At 63.2% G+C, this 18,150-nt stretch carries 16 protein-coding genes; 8 read left to right on the top strand and 8 right to left on the bottom strand.

What is annotated here, in order from left to right:
* Window position 1: 1 nt before the first annotated feature.
* The 5 genes from SA496_RS00330 to SA496_RS00310 form a co-directional block, all read right to left on the bottom strand.
* Window positions 2-1,249 carry an ABC transporter permease gene (locus tag SA496_RS00330; RefSeq protein WP_330114861.1) on the bottom strand — a complete coding sequence of 416 codons (1,248 nt, stop codon included), beginning with the start codon at window positions 1,247-1,249 and terminating at the stop codon, window positions 2-4.
* A gap of 112 nt (window positions 1,250-1,361) precedes the next feature.
* Window positions 1,362-2,393, bottom strand: coding sequence for an ABC transporter substrate-binding protein (locus SA496_RS00325; RefSeq protein WP_120653307.1), 1,032 nt, complete (start codon window positions 2,391-2,393; stop codon window positions 1,362-1,364).
* Between the two features lie 49 nt (window positions 2,394-2,442).
* Window positions 2,443-3,552, bottom strand: coding sequence for an ABC transporter ATP-binding protein (locus SA496_RS00320; RefSeq protein ID WP_077520863.1), 1,110 nt, complete (start codon window positions 3,550-3,552; stop codon window positions 2,443-2,445).
* A gap of 151 nt (window positions 3,553-3,703) precedes the next feature.
* Window positions 3,704-4,333, bottom strand: a complete 630-nt coding sequence (locus tag SA496_RS00315; RefSeq protein ID WP_120653308.1) for a response regulator — start codon at window positions 4,331-4,333, stop codon at window positions 3,704-3,706.
* The gene (locus SA496_RS00310; RefSeq protein WP_330114860.1) at window positions 4,330-6,720 is read right to left on the bottom strand and encodes a PAS domain-containing sensor histidine kinase; all 2,391 of its coding nucleotides are present in this window, start codon (window positions 6,718-6,720) and stop codon (window positions 4,330-4,332) included. Before SA496_RS00310 ends, SA496_RS00315 begins: the two co-directional genes overlap by 4 nt.
* A 135-nt stretch (window positions 6,721-6,855) precedes the next feature.
* Between SA496_RS00310 and SA496_RS00305 the strand changes: the two genes are divergently transcribed.
* Window positions 6,856-7,872, top strand: a complete 1,017-nt coding sequence (locus tag SA496_RS00305) for an alpha/beta hydrolase family protein (RefSeq protein ID WP_330114859.1) — start codon at window positions 6,856-6,858, stop codon at window positions 7,870-7,872.
* Between the two features lie 4 nt (window positions 7,873-7,876).
* On the opposite strand, the gene SA496_RS00300 is transcribed toward SA496_RS00305, so the two are convergent.
* From SA496_RS00300 to SA496_RS00290, 3 genes are read right to left on the bottom strand one after another with little or no spacing between them, the layout of a single operon-like run.
* Window positions 7,877-8,644 carry a TerB family tellurite resistance protein gene (locus tag SA496_RS00300; protein ID WP_120653311.1) on the bottom strand — a complete coding sequence of 256 codons (768 nt, stop codon included), beginning with the start codon at window positions 8,642-8,644 and terminating at the stop codon, window positions 7,877-7,879.
* 1 nt (window position 8,645) lies between these two features.
* The gene (gene murU, locus SA496_RS00295) at window positions 8,646-9,317 is read right to left on the bottom strand and encodes an N-acetylmuramate alpha-1-phosphate uridylyltransferase MurU (RefSeq protein WP_120653312.1); all 672 of its coding nucleotides are present in this window, start codon (window positions 9,315-9,317) and stop codon (window positions 8,646-8,648) included.
* A complete protein-coding gene (locus SA496_RS00290; protein ID WP_330115675.1) occupies window positions 9,314-10,339 on the bottom strand; it encodes an aminoglycoside phosphotransferase family protein in 1,026 nt (341 codons plus the stop codon). Before SA496_RS00290 ends, murU begins: the two co-directional genes overlap by 4 nt.
* A gap of 126 nt (window positions 10,340-10,465) precedes the next feature.
* Between SA496_RS00290 and SA496_RS00285 the strand changes: the two genes are divergently transcribed.
* The 7 genes from SA496_RS00285 (at window position 10,466) to glpE (ending at window position 18,089) form a co-directional block, all read left to right on the top strand.
* Window positions 10,466-13,243 (top strand): LPS-assembly protein LptD, encoded by a 2,778-nt coding sequence (locus tag SA496_RS00285; RefSeq protein WP_330114858.1) that lies wholly within the window; start codon window positions 10,466-10,468, stop codon window positions 13,241-13,243.
* The gene (locus SA496_RS00280) at window positions 13,224-14,516 is read left to right on the top strand and encodes a peptidylprolyl isomerase (protein WP_330114857.1); all 1,293 of its coding nucleotides are present in this window, start codon (window positions 13,224-13,226) and stop codon (window positions 14,514-14,516) included. Before SA496_RS00285 ends, SA496_RS00280 begins: the two co-directional genes overlap by 20 nt.
* A gap of 75 nt (window positions 14,517-14,591) precedes the next feature.
* Window positions 14,592-15,590, top strand: a complete 999-nt coding sequence (gene pdxA / locus SA496_RS00275) for a 4-hydroxythreonine-4-phosphate dehydrogenase PdxA (RefSeq protein WP_153920442.1) — start codon at window positions 14,592-14,594, stop codon at window positions 15,588-15,590.
* A 121-nt stretch (window positions 15,591-15,711) separates the two neighbouring features.
* Complete coding sequence (gene rsmA / locus SA496_RS00270) at window positions 15,712-16,518, top strand: 16S rRNA (adenine(1518)-N(6)/adenine(1519)-N(6))-dimethyltransferase RsmA (RefSeq protein WP_120653316.1); 807 nt, start codon at window positions 15,712-15,714, stop codon at window positions 16,516-16,518.
* A gap of 30 nt (window positions 16,519-16,548) precedes the next feature.
* Window positions 16,549-16,929, top strand: coding sequence for a Co2+/Mg2+ efflux protein ApaG (apaG, locus tag SA496_RS00265; protein ID WP_120653317.1), 381 nt, complete (start codon window positions 16,549-16,551; stop codon window positions 16,927-16,929).
* A gap of 10 nt (window positions 16,930-16,939) precedes the next feature.
* On the top strand, window positions 16,940-17,767 hold the full coding sequence (locus SA496_RS00260) for a symmetrical bis(5'-nucleosyl)-tetraphosphatase (protein WP_330114856.1): 828 nt from the start codon (window positions 16,940-16,942) through the stop codon (window positions 17,765-17,767).
* Window positions 17,760-18,089: a thiosulfate sulfurtransferase GlpE gene (gene glpE, locus SA496_RS00255; protein ID WP_153920438.1), complete on the top strand. Its 330-nt coding sequence runs from the start codon at window positions 17,760-17,762 to the stop codon at window positions 18,087-18,089. Before SA496_RS00260 ends, glpE begins: the two co-directional genes overlap by 8 nt.
* Window positions 18,090-18,150: the final 61 nt, after the last annotated feature.

Below are 18,150 nucleotides of genomic sequence, written 5' to 3'. Positions count from 1 at the left end.
CTCAACCCAGACGCAGACGGCCAGCGCCGACAAGCCAGCTGTAGACCACATAGAGGATCAGGGTGGCGAACAGCAGCATGCCGCCCAGGGCCGTGGCCATGCCCCAGTTGATGGTGGTGTTGGTGAAGAAGGCGACGAAGTAGCTGACCATCTGGTCGTTCGGGCTACCCAGCAGTGCCGGTGTGATGTAGTAGCCAATGGACAGGATGAACACCAGCAGGCACCCGGCGCCAACACCGGCCACGGTCTGCGGGAAGTACACTTTCCAGAAGCTGGCGAAGGGGTGGCAGCCAAGGGAGATCGCCGCCCGCATGTAGCTCGGGGAAATGCCCTTCATCACGCTGTAGATCGGCAGGATCATGAACGGCAGCATGATGTGCACCATGGCGATGTAGACGCCGGTGCGGTTGAACACCAGTTGCAACGGCTGGTCGATCAGACCCAGTTTGAGCAGCGCTCCGTTGATCAGACCGCCGGACTGCAACAGCACGATCCACGCTGCCACACGCACCAGAATGGAGGTCCAGAACGGCAGCAGCACCAGGATCACCAACAGGTTGCTCTTGCGCGTCGGCAAATTGGCCAGCAGGTAGGCCAACGGATAGGCCAGCAGCAGGCAGATCACGGTGATGACCGCGCCCATCCAGAAAGTGCGGACAAAGATATCCAGATAGATGGCCTGGTCCGGGGTAGCCGGGGCCAACTCTCCCAGATCATCGATGCGATGGTCGAGGGCGGCCAGCAGATAATAGGGGGTCAGGTGGCTGGCGTTGCGGCGAATCGCCTGCCAGTACGCAGGGTCGCCCCAGCGCTCGTCCAGGCTTTCCAGCGCGTCCTTGTAGGAAGCTGGCTCAGCCTTGAACGGCAGGGCGCGGGCGGTCTTGGCCATCAGGCTGCGGTAGCCGGCCAGTTCCATGTTCAGGCGCTTGGAGAGGTCGCCGATTGTCTGGTTCTTGCGCGCCGCGGCGAGGTCTTCGGCCAAGGCCTTGTACACAGGCTCGGCGGGCAGCGCCTTGCCGTCCCAGCTGGAAATGGCTTCGACCGTACGCGGCATGGAGCCGACCACTTCCGGGTTGTTCACGCTCTTGTAAAGCAACGCGCCGATGGGCACCAGGAAGGTCAGCAGGAGGAAAATCAGCAGCGGCAGGATCAGCGCCTGGGACTTCAGGCGGTTCATCCGCTCGGCTCGGGCGAGGCGCTGCTTGAGGCTGGGGCCGGCGACCTCGTTCAGGGGCACTGCAGTGGCCATGGCGAACTCCGTTGGAACAGGTATTTAGGTTCAGGCCCCACCGGGGCCGGGTGAGGGAACCCCCCTCACCCCCCGCCCCTCTCCCATCGGGAGAGGGGCGATACAGGCGGACTTACTTGGCCGCCCAGGAGTTGAAGCGCTGCTCCAACTGCTCGCCGTAGTCAGCCCAGAAGGTGACGTCCATGGCGACCTGATCCTTGATGTTCTCCGGAGTGGTCGGCATGTCCTTCAGCAGGCCCTTGTCCAGCAACGGCACCGCCTGGGTATTGGCCGGGCCATAGGCGATGTTCTCGGAGTAGATCTTCTGCTGTTCGGGCTTGACCGAGAAGGCGATGAACTCCTTGGCCTTGTCGGCATCCTTGGCACCCTTCGGAATGGCCCAGGAGTCGAAATCGTAGATACCGCCGGCCCACACGACCTTCAGGTTGCTTTCCTTCTGCACGGCAGCGATACGGCCGTTGTAGGCCGAGCTCATGACCACGTCACCCGAGGCGAGGAACTGCGGCGGCTGGGCGCCGGCTTCCCACCACTGGATGCTCGGCTTGATTTCGTCGAGCTTCTTGAACGCGCGATCCTGGCCTTCCTTGGTGGCCAGCACGCTGTAGACGTCCTTGGGAGCGACGCCATCGGCCATCAGGGCAAATTCCAAGGTGTACTTGGCACCCTTGCGCAGGCCGCGCTTGCCGGGGAATTTCTTCACGTCCCAGAAATCAGCCCAGCTGGTGGGGGCGGACTTCAGCTTGTCGGCGTTGTAGGCCAGCACGGTGGACCAGACGAAGAAGCCGACGCCGCAAGGCTGGACGGCGCCGGGAACGAAATCTTCAGCCTTGCCGAACTGGGCAGCGTCCAGTTCTTCGAACAGGCCTTCGTCACAGCCGCGGGACAGCTCTGGCGACTCCACTTCCACCAGGTTCCAGGAAACGCTGTTGGTGTCGACCATGGCCTTCACCTTGGCCATTTCACCGTTGTACTCGCCTGCGATGATCTTGTTGCCGGTGCTCTGCTGGTAGGGCTCGTAGAACGCCTTGACCTGCGCATTCTTGTTGGCTCCACCAAAGGACACCACGGTCAGGTCGGCGGCCATTGCCTGAGCGGCGCAGGCCAACCCGAGGGCGATGGCGGTAAGTTTCAGGGATTTCGACATTGTTGTTTTCTCCACAGTGCAGGGTTGCTTATGCCTTGGCGCCGCCGCGTCATTCCGCCAGAAGCGGGTCCAGTGCGCGGACGTGCTCCACTTGCCAGCCGAGCGGCACCACATCGCCTACCGCCAGTGCGGGGTCGAGCTCAGCAATAGGTTGCTTGACGAAGAAATCGGGCTTGCCACAGACCTCCATGCGGATACGCACGTGGTCGCCCAGGTAGATGAACTCGGCGACGCGACCGGAAAAACGGTTCACGCAACTCTCGCTGTGACCGTTGATGCGCACGCGCTCGGGACGAATTGACAGGGTCACCGGCTCGCCCGGCTGGCCGACGTTGATTGCCAGGGCCTCGACCTTCTCACCACGGCCCAGGCGCACGACGCAACGTTCGCCGTCGCGGCTTTCCAGCTGGCCGTTCAGGCGATTGTTCTCACCGATGAAGTTGGCCACGAAGGTGTTCTTCGGCAGTTCGTAAAGCTCGCGCGGCGGAGCGATCTGCTGGATCTCGCCCTGGTGGAATACCGCCACACGGTCGGACATGGTCAGCGCCTCGCCCTGGTCGTGGGTCACGTAGACCACGGTGACGCCCAGGCGCTGATGGATGTGCTTGATCTCCATCTGCATGTGCTCACGCAACTGCTTATCCAGTGCACCGAGGGGCTCGTCCATCAACACGAGCTGGGGCTCGAACACCAGAGCACGGGCCAGGGCGACACGCTGCTGCTGGCCACCGGAAAGCTGGCCGGGGTAGCGATTGCGGAATGCATCCAGCTGGACCATGGAGAGAGCGCGCTTGACCCGCTCACTGGCGTCAGTCTTGCTCATGCCGCGCACAGAGAGCGGGAAGGCCAGGTTCTCGGCCACCGTCATGTGCGGGAACAGCGCGTAGTTCTGGAACACCATGCCAATGTCGCGCTTATGCGGAGGCACGTTGTTGATGGAACGACCGGCCAGGAGAATCTCGCCGCTGGTGGGGGTTTCGAACCCGGCGAGCATCATCAGGCTGGTGGTCTTGCCGGAGCCGGATGGCCCGAGCAGGGTGAGGAATTCGCCTTTGCGAATATCCAGGTTGAGGTCTTTGACGATCAGGGTCTCGCCGTCGTAGCTCTTCTGCACGCCGCGAAAGCTGACCAGGATGTCGTTGCCTTGTGTCTCGGCCATAACCGCACCTTTGTTTTTGTGTCTGCCGTAGTGGAAAGCGTAGAGAAGGCGGCAGGCCACGCAAATCGGGCGGTATGAGAGATTGCTATAAGGCTTGGAGAGGATTCCTTGTAGGGATCGCCCTACAATTCACAGCGCGATTGTCGGACATTCACAGCAGTTTGTGCTCGACCGCGTACTTCACCAGGTCCGCGACCGAGTGCATCCCCAGCTTCTGCATCAGGCGCGCCTTGTGGGTACTCACCGTCTTGCTGCTGACCGCCAGTTGCTGGGCGATTTCATTCACACCTTCGCCACGGACCAGACGCTCGAAAACCGAGAACTCGCGCTCCGAAAGCAGCGTATGGGCCGGGCGGGCATCGGTCAGCCCTACCTCGAAGACCATGCGGTCGGCCAGGTCCGGGTCGATGTAGCGACCACCCGAGGCCACCTTGCGGATGGCGGTGAGCAACAGGGCCGGGTCGCTGTCCTTGGTGGCGTAACCGGCGGCGCCGATCTTCAGCGCCCGCGCAGCCATCTGCGCTTCATCGTGCATCGATAGCACCAGCACCGCCGGCGGATTGCCGAGGGCGCGAATGCGCGGAATGGCTTCCAGTCCGTTGACACCGGGCATGGAGATATCCAGCAGCACTACCTCGCAGGGTGTCTGGCGCAGAACTTCCATTAGCTGCTCGCCGTTGCCGGCCTCCCCAACCACGCAGAGGTCCTTGGCAAGGCCAATCAGCTGCTTGATGCCCTCACGGACGATGGTGTGGTCTTCTGCCACCAGTACTCGGATCACGCCGCTTTCTCCTTATCCAACGCTACGCGCACGCAAAGGGTGGTGCCCTCGCCTGGCTGGCTCTCTATCTGCAGGCTGCCGCCCAGCATCAGCACGCGCTCGCGCATGCCCACCAGGCCGAATGAACTACCGCGTCTGGCGCCGGTATCGAACCCCCGACCATCGTCGCTGATACGCAGGCAGAGCGCGCCATCTTCTTCGCTCAGGCGAACCGCGACAGTATGTGCCTCAGCGTGGCGCATGACGTTGGTCAGCGCCTCCTGCAGTACCCGGAACAAGCCTACCGCCTTGGCATCGGACAGCTGCGGCAACTGCTCAGGCACTTCCACCAGGCACGGTATCTGTGTTCGCGCTTCGAAGCGCCGGGCCTGCCACTCGATGGCCGAAGCGATGCCGGCATCGAGGATCGGCGGGCGCAACGCCGTCGCCACATCGCGTACCAGCTGGAAGAGCTGCGCAATCAGGCGTTTCATGCTGTCCAGGCGGTCACGCAGGCCTGAGTCGAGCCCAGCGAAGGCCAGCTCGCACATGGAAGTCTCCAGCTTGAGCACGGTAAGCACCTGGCCCAGTTCGTCATGCACTTCGCGGGCAATGCGAGCCTTCTCTTCTTCGCGCACGCTTTCCAGGTGCGCCGACAATTCCCGGAGTTGCGCACGGGAAGCCGCCAGCTCCAGCTCGATCTGCTTGTTCTCGGTGATATCCCAGACGACGCCGTCCCAGACCGCACGGCCATCTTCGAAGACCCGCGCACTCGCTTTGATATCCGCCCAGCGCAGAGCGCCATCACGAGTGAGAATTCGGCCCTGCCAGTGCCAGTCACGATCTGCATCCAGCGCCTGTAGCTGGCTTTCCCAGTAGCCGTCGCGGTCGTCTGGATGGACCAGACCGCGAATGCCACGGCCGGTACTCAGCAACTCGCTGGCGCTGTAGCCCACCAACCCTTCGCTGCCCTCACCGATGAACGCGAAAGCAGTTGGTGCGCCCGCTTTCGGCCGTTCCAGACGGAATACGAGCCCGGGAACGTTGGAGGCGATGCCCTTGAGGCGCGCTTCACTTTCTTCCACGGCCTCCCGGGCACGACGGCGCTCGGTGGCATCGGAGAGGAACACCACCAGGTATTCGGAGGAGCCGAAGCGCAGGAAACTGAGCGACACATCCGCCGGAAGCCAGGAACCGTCTGGACGCAGGCAACGGGTCTCGAAACTCAGCGGGCCTTCGTCACTGTTGCGTGCGCGGCGCCAGAGATTGAGCCAGCGGTCCATGTTCAGCTCGGGCTGGAAATCCGCCAGAGGGCGATCCGCAAGACTGCCCGGCCGATAGCCGAGCATCTGTTCGGCGGCGCGGTTGGCGTAGCGCACATGGCTGTCCCAGTTCACCCAGAGTATGCCCAAGGTGCTCTGGTCGATGGAGAACTGGGTAAGGCGCAGGGCTTCTTCGGCCGCTTCGCGCAACTGCAGTGCGTGACGCGAATCCAGCAGTTGCCGCTCCAGACGACGCTGCTGCCGCCGAAGCCAGGCGATGATGGCCGCCGCAGTGAGCAACAGCACGCCGAGCAAAAGGCTGAGGTTCTGCCAGAAGCCGCTGGATTCGCCGAGGCGGGGATACTGGGGCTGCAACCAGCGCTCATGCAGTTGGTCGAGGTCCTTTGGCGGCAAACTGCGCAGGGCGATATCGATGATGGCAGCCAGTTCCGGCCAATCACGTCTTGATGCAACGCGCAGCAACTGCGGAAAACCGATGTCCCCGACCACGGCCAGTCCGGTGAATTCCTGCTCGCGAGACAATCGGCTGAGCTGGGCCTCGTCGAGCACGGCATAGCGTACCTGCTCGGCAAGCAAGGCCTGCAGGGCCTGCCGCTCGCTGTCCATGGGCCTGAGGTTGAGGTTGGAGTAGGTCGAGCGCAGGTAATCGGCCACGGCGCTCGGATGACGCAGGGCTACAGGCGAAGTGGCGTCAAGCTGCTCCAGGTCCACTGAGGCATTGCCTTCGCGCTCGCCGACCAGCAACTGCGAGACGCGCATGTAGGGATCGGAGAACAGCCACAGACGCAGTCCGGCGGGCGTCTGCCCAAGTCCGGGGGCGAGGTCGATCTGTCCGGAGCGCAGGGCCTGCTCCAGTTCGCCGGGGCTGTCATAGGTGCGCCAGATCAGCTCGACGCCCATGGCCTTCGCGAGCCAGTTCATCAACTCGACGTTGGCACCCGAAAGCTGTTGCAGGCGACGATCCAGCTGGACGTAAGGTGCCTGCAGCACAGCACCAACGCGGAGCTGTCCATGGTTCTCGAGCCATTGCCGCTGCCCCTCGTCCAGGGGCAGCCCAGCTGGTGCAGCCAGTACAGGCATCGCCAGGCAGAAGGCGAACAGGAGGGAAAGGAGTGCACGGATCATCGAGGACCAACCGCAACAAGGGGAAACAGCCGACATACCTTACTCCAGCCAAGACGAACCATGCGAAGGCACGGCCTGACAAAAGACCATTGAGCCATTAGGCTCCTGTTTCCCAGCTCGACCAGGAATGTCCAGATGCTCCGCGCCATTCGCCTGCCCCTTGCGGCCCTTTGCCTCACCCTGCTGCCCGCCTCTCCTGCCGTGCTGGCGGAAGAGGGCTCCGCGGCAGCGCCCAAGGAACCTGCACCGGCAGTGGAACGGGCACCGCTGGGGGAACGTAGCCAAGAGGACTCCGTCAGCCTGGAGCGCCAGATTCCGAGTAGAGAACAGCAACAACTCAAGGCTGGCGAGGAGAGCTTTCTCGCACTGTGGCAGCCTGCCAATGTCAGCGACCCCAGTGGGCTGGTGATCCTTCTACCCGGCGACGGCGAGACGGCCAACTGGCCGGAAGCGATCGGCCCACTGCGGCGCAGCCTGCCGAACTCCGGCTGGAGCACCCTCGCCCTGACGCTGCCAGACCCCAGCGACGACCCGCTGCCACCGCGCCCGCTGAAGACCGAGGAAACGACGAAGGCGGAACCTGCTGTGAGCCCCGAGAAAGCCCAGGAAGAGGGCCCGGCCAATACCGAGCAGGCTGGAAGCGCTGAACCCAGCACGGACCCGGCGCCTCCGCCGCAATCCCGCGACGCTATCCAGAAGACCCAGACAGACCGGGTGTTCGCCCGAATCGAGGCAGCCCTAGCCTTCGCGCGCCAACAGAAACCCAAGGCGATTGTGTTGCTGGGACACGGCACCGGTGCCTATTGGGCGACGCAGTACCTTGCCGCCAATGAGCCGAAGGATGTGCGCAATCTCCTCTTGGTGGCAGCGGAGCTGCCCGCAGGCTATGAGCCGGCGTTGGAGGATTCACTACCCGATTTGAAACTGGCCACCGGCGACTTCTACTACAAAGACCAGCCGGCCGACCGTGACGCCGCGCTGCGCCGTAGCCACGCGAGCAAGCGGCAGAAGCACCCGGCCTATATCCAGATCGCCATGAAGGGCCTTCCGGGCGATCGCGCCACCGAGCAGGAACAGCTTATCCGCCGTATTCGTGGCTGGTTGACCCTGCATCTGGAAGCAGGCGCCGGAAAGGCCTTGACCGACGGTTGAAAGCTCAGCGGAAACCGTGGCGCTCGCGGATCAGGTTGTAGGCACTATGCAACTCGCGGGTGCGATCAGTCGCGGCACGTACTACGGCAGGGCTGGCGCCTGAACCGGCCAGCTTGTCCGGGTGGTTCTGACTGAGCAGGCGACGGTATGCACGCTTGATCACCGCGGGTTCACAGTCGGCAGTCACGCCAAGCAGGGACAGGGCGTCTCTGTAGCTATTGCCACGCTTGGGAGGCAGGCCCTGGGGGGTGTCATAGCCCGCGCCGAGCGCCTCCACCTGGTGAGCCGCGAGCCCGAGCCAGCTTCCCCATTGCAGAATGAGCGCGCGCTCCCGCTGGCCGATCCGGCCATCTGCCGCCGCCATCTGCCAGCAGCTACGTAGCAAGCGCTCCACCGTTACCCGCTCGCCCTTCAGCTTGTGCAACGCCGGGTGCAGGTTGTCGCCACCCGACTTGCCCCGGCTGAAGGCTGCGATGGCCCGGCGGGTACCCGCTTCATCCAGACCGATGCGCTTCATCTCTGATCGCGCTTGCTGAATGTGTGCCTCCTGTACCCGACCGTCGCTCTTGGCCAGGCGCCCCAACAGGATGAACAGCAGGTCCTGTTGGTCGATAGCAGGGTCGCCACGCATGCGGGCACGCAACGCACCCCAGGAGTCCAGGTGCAGGCGCCGGTCGAGCACATGCCCCAGCAAACCGCCGAGCATGGCTCCCGGGATGTTCGCCAGGGCGAATCCCGCAGCAGCGCCGATCAGGGTAGCTGGCCAGACCAACTCAAGCCTCCGTCATCAGCAGGCGTTCGACTTCCGCCAGGCGCTCGTGGGTGCCGACGTCGACCCAACGCCCGGAGAAACGCTCGCCAGTCACCTGTCCAGCGGACATTGCCTGACGCAGCAACGGCGCCAGCTTGAAGGCGCCCGGCTGACACCCTTCAAACAGGCGCGGATGAATTACCGCAATTCCGCTGTAAGTGAGGCTGGGCTCGCCCGATACCGCATCACGCACACGACCATTCTCCAGCAGGAAGTCGCCGTGGGGATGGTGCGCCGGGTTGTCCACCAGCACCAGATGCGCCAGGCCGTCCAGTGGTTGGTGCAGATGGCTGAAATCGAAATCGGTCCAGACATCGCCATTCACGATCAGAAAAGGCTCATCTCCCAACAGTGGTAAGGCGCGAAAAATACCGCCGCCGGTTTCCAGGGGTTCGCCTTCTGCCGAGTAACGAATGGACAAGCCGAAGCGTGCGCCATCGCCCAGATGATCCTCGATCTGCTGGCCAAGCCAGGCATGGTTGATCACCAATTCCTGAAAGCCGGCCCTCGCCAGGGCGTTGAGGTGAAACTCGATCAGCGGGGTCCCGGCGGCGCGAACCAGGGGCTTTGGGGTATGCAGGGTAAGGGGACGCATGCGCTCGCCCTTACCCGCCGCGAGGATCATCGCCTTCATGGCTGAACGGCCTCGTCTCGGGGCAGGCTTGCCAGCAAATCACCCAACTCGGCCAATTCGGGACGGCGTTCGATCACTTCCTTTATATAGGCAAAAAATCGCGGCACATCGCCCAGGTACTTGGGCTTGCCATCGCGATGGCAGATACGCGCGAAAATGCCGATGACCTTGAGGTGACGCTGCACCCCCATCAGGTCGCTGGCGCGGCGGAACTCGGCGAAATCGGACTGGACCGGGATTCCCGCATCGCGGGCGAGGTTCCAATATCGCTCCAGCCAGCCGGCGACTCGTTCTTCAGGCCAACTGAGGAAGGCATCCTTGAACAGGCAGGTCACGTCGTAGGTCACCGGACCGTACACGGCGTCCTGGAAATCCAGCACGCCTGGGTTGGGGGTGCTGAGCATCAGGTTGCGCGGCATGTAGTCCCGGTGCACCAGCACTTGCGGCTGAGCCAGGGCGCTGCCGATCAGCAGGTCGGAAATGCGCTGCCAGGCTGCCAGGCGTTCACCTGCCAACTCGATACCCAGGTGACGTTGCAGGTACCACTCGGGGAAAAGCTGCAGCTCGCGGCGCAGCAAGGCGTCGTCGTAACTGGGCATGGGCACATCGAGGCTGCGTTTCTGGAATGTCAGCAGAGCCTGCAGGGCATCTTCGAACAACTGGTCGGCGTTATCGGCATCGATGACCTCGAGGTACGTCTGGCGTCCGAGGTCGTCGAGGATCAGGAAGCCTTGCTCCACATCGGCGGCAAGGATGCGGGGCACATGCACGCCTGCCTCGGCGAGCATTCCAGCCACCTTGACGAAAGGGCGGCAGTCCTCGCGGGGCGGAGGGGCATCCATCAGGATCAGGGTGCGGCCTTCGGCTTGCCAGCGGAAGTAGCGGCGGAAGCTGGCATCACTGCTGGCCGGGACCAGCTCGGCAGCCGGCACGGGGCCCCAGCCTTCGGCAGCAAACAGGGTGGGCAACTGCTGATCAAGCCACTGGCTCAGCTGCTGAAGTCGCAGGTCTTCATGGTGCATCGGGTGGTCTCCGGCGGCGCTAGCCGTTGTGCGGGTCATGCTTTATTATCCAGCATCTTTTTCAGCCCATCGAGAGGCGTGCGGCCCTAGCGGGTCGAAGGCGCGCAGGAAGCCCGGACTAACAAGATGGCAGTAAGATCCCCCGCGTTTCGTAGAAAGTTCCCTCTGCTGGTGACCGGCAGCCTGCTGGCCCTCCAGCCAGTAGCCACCTCATTCGTCGTCGCCGCAGAGCAATTCGACTGCCAGGCTTCCGCAACTGGCGGGTGGGCATGCGCCCCCAAAGCCAGCACCGAGAGCCTGCCGCCACGCCCCGTGCATAGCGGCAGCGCCGTGAGCTCGACCATTGGTGCCGCTCCGCAGGCCACCCAGGAAGGTGAGGCCGAAGGCAGTAAAGCCACCCTGGTGACCGAGGCAGAAGGCAAAGGCCTGGCAACCCGCAGCGCTGACTACAGTCACCTCGACTGGGTACCGCGCGACAAGCTCACACCCGCACAACTGGCCGAAGCCGGCCCTTACTGCGCCGGTGCCTACATCGAGCCGCCGCGTCCAGGCATGGACGACCGCACGCCGATGGAAGACGCGCCGACCTATATCTCCGCCAAGGCCTCGCGCTACGAGCAGGAGAAACAGGTCGCCACCCTCGCCGGTGATGTGGTCCTGCGCCAGGGCAGCATGCAGGTGGAGGCCGACGAGGCCAACCTGCACCAGGCGGAAAACCGTGGCGAGCTGGTCGGCAACGTCAAGCTGCGCGACAAGGGCGCCCTGGTTGTCGGCGACCGCGCCGAACTGCAACTGGACAACGGCGAAGCCAAGGTCGACAACGCCGAGTACGTCCTGCACCAGTCGCACACCCGCGGCAGCGCGCTGTACGCCAAGCGCCAGGAAGACGCGATCATCCGCCTGAAGGACGGCACCTACACCCGTTGCGAACCGGGTGACAATGCCTGGCACCTGAAGGGCAACAACATCAAGCTGAACCCGGCCACCGGTTTCGGCACTGCGACCAACGTCACCCTGCGGGTCAAGGACATTCCGGTGTTCTATACCCCGTACATCTATTTCCCGATCGACGATCGTCGCCAGTCCGGCTTCCTGCCGCCGACCATCGGCAGCAGCAGCGACACCGGCTTCCTGCTGGTCACGCCGTACTACTTCAACTTGGCGCCGAACTACGACGCCACCCTGTATCCGCGCTACATGGCCAAGCGCGGCCTGATGATGGAAGGCGAGTTCCGCTACCTGACCCACAGCAGTGAAGGCCAACTGGGCGCTGCCTATCTCGATGACAAGGAAGACGAGCGCAAGCTCATGTCCGAGTACGAGAAGAAGCGCTGGCTGTACAACTGGAAGCACACCGGTGGCCTGGATTCCCGGCTGTTGGCCGAAGTCGACTACACCGACATCAGCGATCCCTACTACTTCGACGACCTGGATACCGACCTGGGTGTGGACACCCCCACCTACGTCAACCAGCGCGGCACCCTGACCTATCGCGGCGATAGCTACACCGCGCGGTTGAATGCCCACGCCTACGAACTGGCGACCATTTCGGACATCACGCCGTATGACCGCCTGCCGCAGATCACTCTGGACGGCGCCCTGCCCTTCCAGCCCGGCGGCCTGAACTTCGCCTACAGCACCGAGTTCGTGCGCTTCGACCGCGACCTGCGCGACGGCCTGTTCACCGACATCGACGGCAACACCTCGAACTGGAACGACAACAACCTCCAGGGGCTGGCCCGCGCCAACGGCGATCGTACCCACCTCGAGCCGGCCGTCAGCCTGCCGATGAACTGGACCTGGGGCTTCGTCAAGCCACAAGTCAAGTATGCCTATACCCAGTACGATCTGGACCTGGACCAGCGAGGCAAGAACACCCTGCTGGCCGAACAGACCTTCCACGGAAGCCAGGATCGCCAGGTACCGATCTACAGCCTCGACAGCGGCCTGTACTTCGACCGCAAGACCCAGTTCTTCGGCAAGAACTTCACCCAGACCCTGGAACCACGCCTGTTCTACCTCTACGTACCGGAAGAGGACCAGACCGACATTCCGCTGTTCGACACCGGCGAATCGACCTTCAGCTACTCGTCGCTGTGGCGTGACAACCGCTTCAGTGGCCGCGACCGCATCGGCGACGCCAACCAGATATCCCTGGGTGCGACCAACCGCTGGATCGAGTCCAATGGATTCGAACGTCAGCGTTTCAGCATTGGCCAGGCGTTCTACTTCGAAGACCGCAAGGTGCAGCTGCCGGGTATCGACTACCGCGATCGCGCCGACGCCCAGGCGTCGACCTCGCCGTACGCGCTGGAGTACATGTACCGCTTCAACCGCGACTGGCGCTTCAATTCGGACTTCAACTGGGACCCGGACTCCCACCGCACCCGCTCCGGCAGTGCGATGTTCCACTACCAGCCTGAAGACAATCCGAACAAGGTGGTCAACGCTGGCTATCGCTACCGCAATGACACCATCCGCTTCGACCAGTCCACCGGTACCTGGAACGTAGGCGGTGGCGACTTCGGTACTCCGGGCACCCCGGGCTTCATCGAGGACTACTACAAGATCAGCCAACATGACTTTTCCGTCATCTGGCCGGTGGTCCCACAGTGGAGCGCCATCGCTCGCTGGCAGTACGACTACAACCGCAACCGTACGCTGGAAGCCTTTGGCGGCTTCGAGTACGACAGTTGCTGCTGGAAGCTGCGCCTGATCAACCGCTACTGGGTCGACTACGACGAATTCGACCAGACACCGGACCCGACCAACGAAAGTGGCGACCGCGGGATCTTCCTGCAGATCGTCCTCAAAGGCCTCGGTGGCGTCGTGGGCAACCAGACCGAAGGCTTCCTGGAAAAAGGCATTCAAGGTTACCGTGAACGTGAAGACCAAGCTCTCTGATTGTCTGCGCCCGCTGCTATTGGGCGCCCTGATCCTCGGCGGCCTCGCGCACGCCGAGGTTCGCTCCATCGACCGAGTGGTCGCCATTGTCGATAACGATGTGATCATGCAGAGCCAGCTGGACCAGCGCCTGCGTGAAGTGCAGCAAACCATCGCCAAGCGCGGCGCCTCTCTGCCGCCTGAGCATGTGCTCAGCCAGCAGGTGCTGGAGCGCCTGATCATCGAGAACATCCAGCTGCAGATTGGCGATCGCTCCGGCATCCGTATCGCTGACGAAGAACTGAACCAGGCCATCGAAGCCATCGCCCAGCGCAATGGCATGACGGTCGAGCAGTTCCGCGGCGCGCTCGCTCGTGATGGCCTGTCCTATGACGATGCACGCGACCAGGTTCGTCGCGAAATGGTCATCAGTCGTGTACGCCAGCGCCGCGTGGCTGAACGTATCCAGGTCACCGATCAGGAAGTACAGAACTTCCTGACTTCCGATATGGGCAAGATCCAGCTGTCGGAAGAGTTTCGCCTGGCCAACATCCTGATCCCTGTACCGGAAGGCTCCTCGCCCGGCACCATCCAGGCTGCCGAGCGCCAGGCCCAGGAGCTTTACCAGCAGCTCCAGCAAGGCGCCGACTTCGCCCAGTTGGCCATTTCTCGCTCCGCCGGCGAAACCGCTCTGGAAGGCGGCGAAATTGGCTGGCGCAAGGCGGCCCAATTGCCCCCGCCCTTCGACGGCATGATCAGCGCCCTGCGGCCCGGCCAGGTTACCGAGCCCGTCCGCACTCCGGGCGGCTTCATTATCCTGAAGCTGCTGGATAAGCGCGGTGGCGACACCCTGGTTCGCGACGAAGTGCATGTTCGCCACATCCTGCTCAAGCCCAGTGAAATTCGCAGCGAAGCAGACACCAAGCGCCTTGCCGAGCGTCTTTACGAGCGCATCCAATCTGGCGAAGACTTCGGCGAACTGGCCAAGAGCTTCTCCGAAGACCCGGGGTCGGCCCTCAACGGCGGCGACCTGAATTGGATCGACCCCAATGCCCTGGTGCCGGAGTTCCGCGAAGTCATGGGCAAGACCCCAGCCGGCGAGCTCTCCAAGCCGTTCAAGAGCGCCTATGGCTGGCATGTACTGGAAGTGATGGGTCGCCGCGCTACCGACAGCAGCGAGAAGTTCCGCGAACAGCAGGCCATGAACATCCTGCGCAACCGCAAGTACGACGAAGAACTGCAGGCCTGGCTGCGCCAGATCCGCGACGAAGCCTACGTCGAAACCAAGCTGTAAATCCCAAGCGAGTCTCAGCCGTGCGCTGGCGGTACAATCCCCGCCAGCGTATCGGCCCCCTGCACAGGACTCGCCATGACTCCCCTTCGTTTCGCGCTCACCCCCGGTGAACCCGCCGGCATCGGTCCCGACCTCTGCCTGCTCCTCTCCCGCACTGCCCAACCTCATGCCCTGATTGCCGTCGCCAGCCGCGAACTGCTTGCACAGCGTGCTGCCGAATTGGGCCTGCCCACTCAGCTGATTGACGTCGATCCGGCCCGGCTACCAGAAACACCAGCCCCTGCTGGCAGCCTGTATGTGTGGGACACGCCTCTGCGCACCCCGGCCATTCCCGGCCAACTGTCGCCGTCCAATGCTGACTATGTGCTGGAAACCTTGACCCGCGCAGGTCAGGGCTGCCTCGACGGGCTGTTCGCCGGGATGATCACCGCGCCAGTGCACAAGGGCGTGATCAATGAAGCCGGCATTGCCTTCTCCGGGCATACCGAGTTCCTCGCCGACCTCACCGCGACCCGCCAGGTGGTGATGATGCTGGCAACTCGCGGCCTGCGCGTAGCCCTGGTGACCACTCACCTGCCCCTCAAGGACGTCGCCGCGGCAATTACCCCGGAGCGACTGCAACGCGTCAGCCGCATCCTGCATGCCGACCTGGTGAACAAGTTCGGCATCACCCAGCCACGCATTCTGGTCTGCGGCCTGAACCCGCACGCGGGTGAAGGCGGCCACCTCGGCCGGGAAGAGCTGGAGGTCATCGAGCCAACCCTGGAAGGCCTGCGCGCCGAAGGACTGAACCTGATCGGCCCGCTACCGGCCGACACATTGTTCACGCCGAAGCACCTCGAACATTGCGACGCAGTGCTCGCCATGTACCACGACCAAGGCCTGCCGGTGCTGAAGTACAAGGGCTTCGGCGCAGCGGTGAACGTTACCCTGGGTCTGCCGATCATTCGTACCTCGGTGGACCATGGCACCGCGCTGGACTTGGCCGGCACTGGCCGCATCGATTGCGGCAGCCTGGAAGTCGCCCTGGAGACGGCCTACCAGATGGCGGCCGCACAGCAACGCAGTCATTGATCCAGCCTCCCGCGCCGCTTTAACGTCCTGTCTTAGGCGGCGCGGGCTGGGGCCTGATAAACTGCGCGATTGAGTTTCCACGCCAGGCCCTTCGGCCTGGCCTCAAGGCCCGGAGCCTTCGATGTCCGAACACTACCAACACCGCGCGCGCAAGCGCTTCGGCCAGAACTTCCTGCACGACGCTGGCGTCATCTATCGCATCCTGCGCAGCATCCACGCCCGCGAAGGCGAGCGCCTGCTGGAAATCGGCCCAGGCCAGGGCGCGCTCACCGAAGGTTTGCTTGGCAGTGGTGCCCAGCTCGATGTGATCGAACTGGACCTCGACCTGATCCCCATCCTGCAGCACAAGTTCGGTCAGCTGCCCAACTTCCGCCTCAATCAGGGCGATGCACTGAAGTTCGACTTCCGCCGGCTCGACGCCGAACCACACAGCCTGCGGGTAGTGGGCAACCTTCCGTACAACATTTCCACGCCGCTGATCTTCCACCTGCTGGACCACGCAGACCTCATCCGCGACATGCACTTCATGCTGCAAAAGGAAGTGGTGGAGCGCCTGGCTGCCGAGCCGGGCGGCGGCGACTGGGGCCGGCTTTCGATCATGGTCCAGTACCACTGCCGCGTGGAGCACCTGTTCAATGTCGGCCCAGGCGCGTTCAATCCGCCGCCCAAGGTGGATTCAGCCATCGTGAGGCTGGTTCCGCACGAGGTCCTGCCGCATCCGGCCAAGGACGTCGCCCTGCTTGAGCGCGTGGTGCGTGAAGCCTTCAACCAACGCCGCAAGACCTTGCGCAATACGCTCAAAGGCCTTCTGGACGCCGCCGCAATCGAAGCGGCTGGTGTCGACGGCGGTCTGCGTCCGGAACAATTGGACCTCGCTGCCTTTGTCCGCCTGGCTGATCAACTGGCTGCAGCAGACCCCAAACCCTAGACTCATATCCAGCTACTCGAGAGCCTTCGCGTGTCCGATCCCCGATACAAGGTCGACGTCAGCGTCGTCACCCGCTTCCTCCCGGAACAATCGCAGCCGGACGAGAATCGCTTTGCCTTCGCGTACACCGTGACCATCCACAACAACGGCGAGCTGCCCGCCAAGCTGCTTACCCGTCACTGGGTGATCACCGACGGCGACGGCCATGTGCAGGAAGTCCGAGGTGCCGGCGTAGTCGGCCAGCAGCCCCTGATCGACCCGGGCGCCAGCCATACCTACACCAGCGGTACCGTCATGGCCACACGAGTCGGCAGCATGCAGGGCAGCTACCAGATGGTCGCCGACGACGGCAAACGCTTCGATGCCATCATCGCGCCCTTCCGCCTCGCCGTTCCCGGCTCGCTGCACTGAGAGAACCGGCATGACGACCTATGCAGTTGGCGATCTCCAGGGTTGCCTGGATCAGCTGAAGTGCCTGCTGGAGCGGGTGCGATTCGACCCGGCGAAGGACGAACTCTGGCTAGTGGGCGATCTGGTCAATCGCGGCCCGAAGTCGCTGGAAACCCTGCGCTTCCTATATTCGATCCGCGACTCCGTGGTCTGTGTGCTGGGCAACCATGACCTGCACCTTCTGGCCGTGGCCAACAACATAGAGCGACTGCGCAAGGCCGATACCTTGCGCGAGATCCTCGAAGCACCGGACTGCGCCGAACTGCTGGACTGGCTACGCCAGCAGAAACTGCTGCACTACGACGAGCAACGGGATATCGCCCTCGTTCACGCCGGCATCCCACCCCAGTGGTCGCTCAAGAAGGCGCTGAAACGTGCCGCCGAAGTAGAGGAGGCGCTGCGGGACGATGCCCGCCTGCCCCTCTTTCTCGACGGCATGTATGGCAACGAGCCAGCCAAGTGGGACAGCGACCTCCACGGCGTCACGCGCCTGCGGGTCATTACCAACTACTTCACGCGCATGCGCTTCTGCCGTGCCGATGGCACCCTGGACCTCAAATCCAAGGAAGGCCTGGACACGGCGCCTCCGGGATTTGCCCCCTGGTTCAGCTTCCCCGAGCGCAAGACCCGTGGGCAGAAGATCATCTTCGGCCACTGGGCAGCCCTGGAAGGCAAATGCAATGAACCCGGCCTGTACGCTCTCGATACTGGTTGCGTCTGGGGCGGCAGCATGACTCTTTTGAATATCGACAGTGGCGAGCAAATCAGCTGCAGCTGCGAGGAGAACCGCCATGAGTGAATTCAAACGCATCCTGCCTGAACAGGCGCAGACCCTGCGCGAACAAGGCGCCGTGGTCGTGGATATCCGCGACCCGCAGAGCTTCGCCCTGGGTCACATCAGCGGCTCGCACCACCTGGACAATTACTCCCTGCCTGACTTCATCGCCCAGGCCGACTTCGAAAAGCCGCTGATCGTTACCTGCTATCACGGCAACTCCAGCCAAGGCGCGGCCGCCTATCTTGCCCATCAGGGCTTCTCCGAGGTCTACAGCCTCGATGGCGGCTTCGAACTGTGGCGCAGCGTCTATCCCGGGGAAGTCGCCCAGGGCAGCGTCGAATAAAATTTTTTCGGTGAGGCGCAACCCCGCGCCATCACTGGCTTGGCGTCACTTCTCCGACGGA

It is taken from the genome of Pseudomonas sp. JS3066, from assembly GCF_036328175.1.
Classification (GTDB): Bacteria; Pseudomonadota; Gammaproteobacteria; order Pseudomonadales; family Pseudomonadaceae; genus Metapseudomonas.
The sequence above is the reverse complement of the archived record's forward strand: the minus strand, read 5'-3'. Positions and strand labels throughout refer to the sequence as shown.

What these genes read in the sequence shown, in the direction of transcription:
- SA496_RS00310 (WP_330114860.1), bottom strand. Translation starts at nt 6,720, where the DNA reads ATGATCCGTGCACTCCTTTCCCTCCTGTTCGCCTTCTGCCTGGCGATG.
- glpE (WP_153920438.1), top strand. Translation starts at nt 17,760, where the DNA reads ATGAGTGAATTCAAACGCATCCTGCCTGAACAGGCGCAGACCCTGCGC.
- rsmA (WP_120653316.1), top strand. Translation starts at nt 15,712, where the DNA reads ATGTCCGAACACTACCAACACCGCGCGCGCAAGCGCTTCGGCCAGAAC.
- SA496_RS00285 (WP_330114858.1), top strand. Translation starts at nt 10,466, where the DNA reads ATGGCAGTAAGATCCCCCGCGTTTCGTAGAAAGTTCCCTCTGCTGGTG.
- SA496_RS00260 (WP_330114856.1), top strand. Translation starts at nt 16,940, where the DNA reads ATGACGACCTATGCAGTTGGCGATCTCCAGGGTTGCCTGGATCAGCTG.
- SA496_RS00305 (WP_330114859.1), top strand. Translation starts at nt 6,856, where the DNA reads ATGCTCCGCGCCATTCGCCTGCCCCTTGCGGCCCTTTGCCTCACCCTG.
- pdxA (WP_153920442.1), top strand. Translation starts at nt 14,592, where the DNA reads ATGACTCCCCTTCGTTTCGCGCTCACCCCCGGTGAACCCGCCGGCATC.
- SA496_RS00320 (WP_077520863.1), bottom strand. Translation starts at nt 3,552, where the DNA reads ATGGCCGAGACACAAGGCAACGACATCCTGGTCAGCTTTCGCGGCGTG.
- SA496_RS00330 (WP_330114861.1), bottom strand. Translation starts at nt 1,249, where the DNA reads ATGGCCACTGCAGTGCCCCTGAACGAGGTCGCCGGCCCCAGCCTCAAG.
- SA496_RS00325 (WP_120653307.1), bottom strand. Translation starts at nt 2,393, where the DNA reads ATGTCGAAATCCCTGAAACTTACCGCCATCGCCCTCGGGTTGGCCTGC.
- murU (WP_120653312.1), bottom strand. Translation starts at nt 9,317, where the DNA reads ATGAAGGCGATGATCCTCGCGGCGGGTAAGGGCGAGCGCATGCGTCCC.
- SA496_RS00290 (WP_330115675.1), bottom strand. Translation starts at nt 10,339, where the DNA reads ATGCACCATGAAGACCTGCGACTTCAGCAGCTGAGCCAGTGGCTTGAT.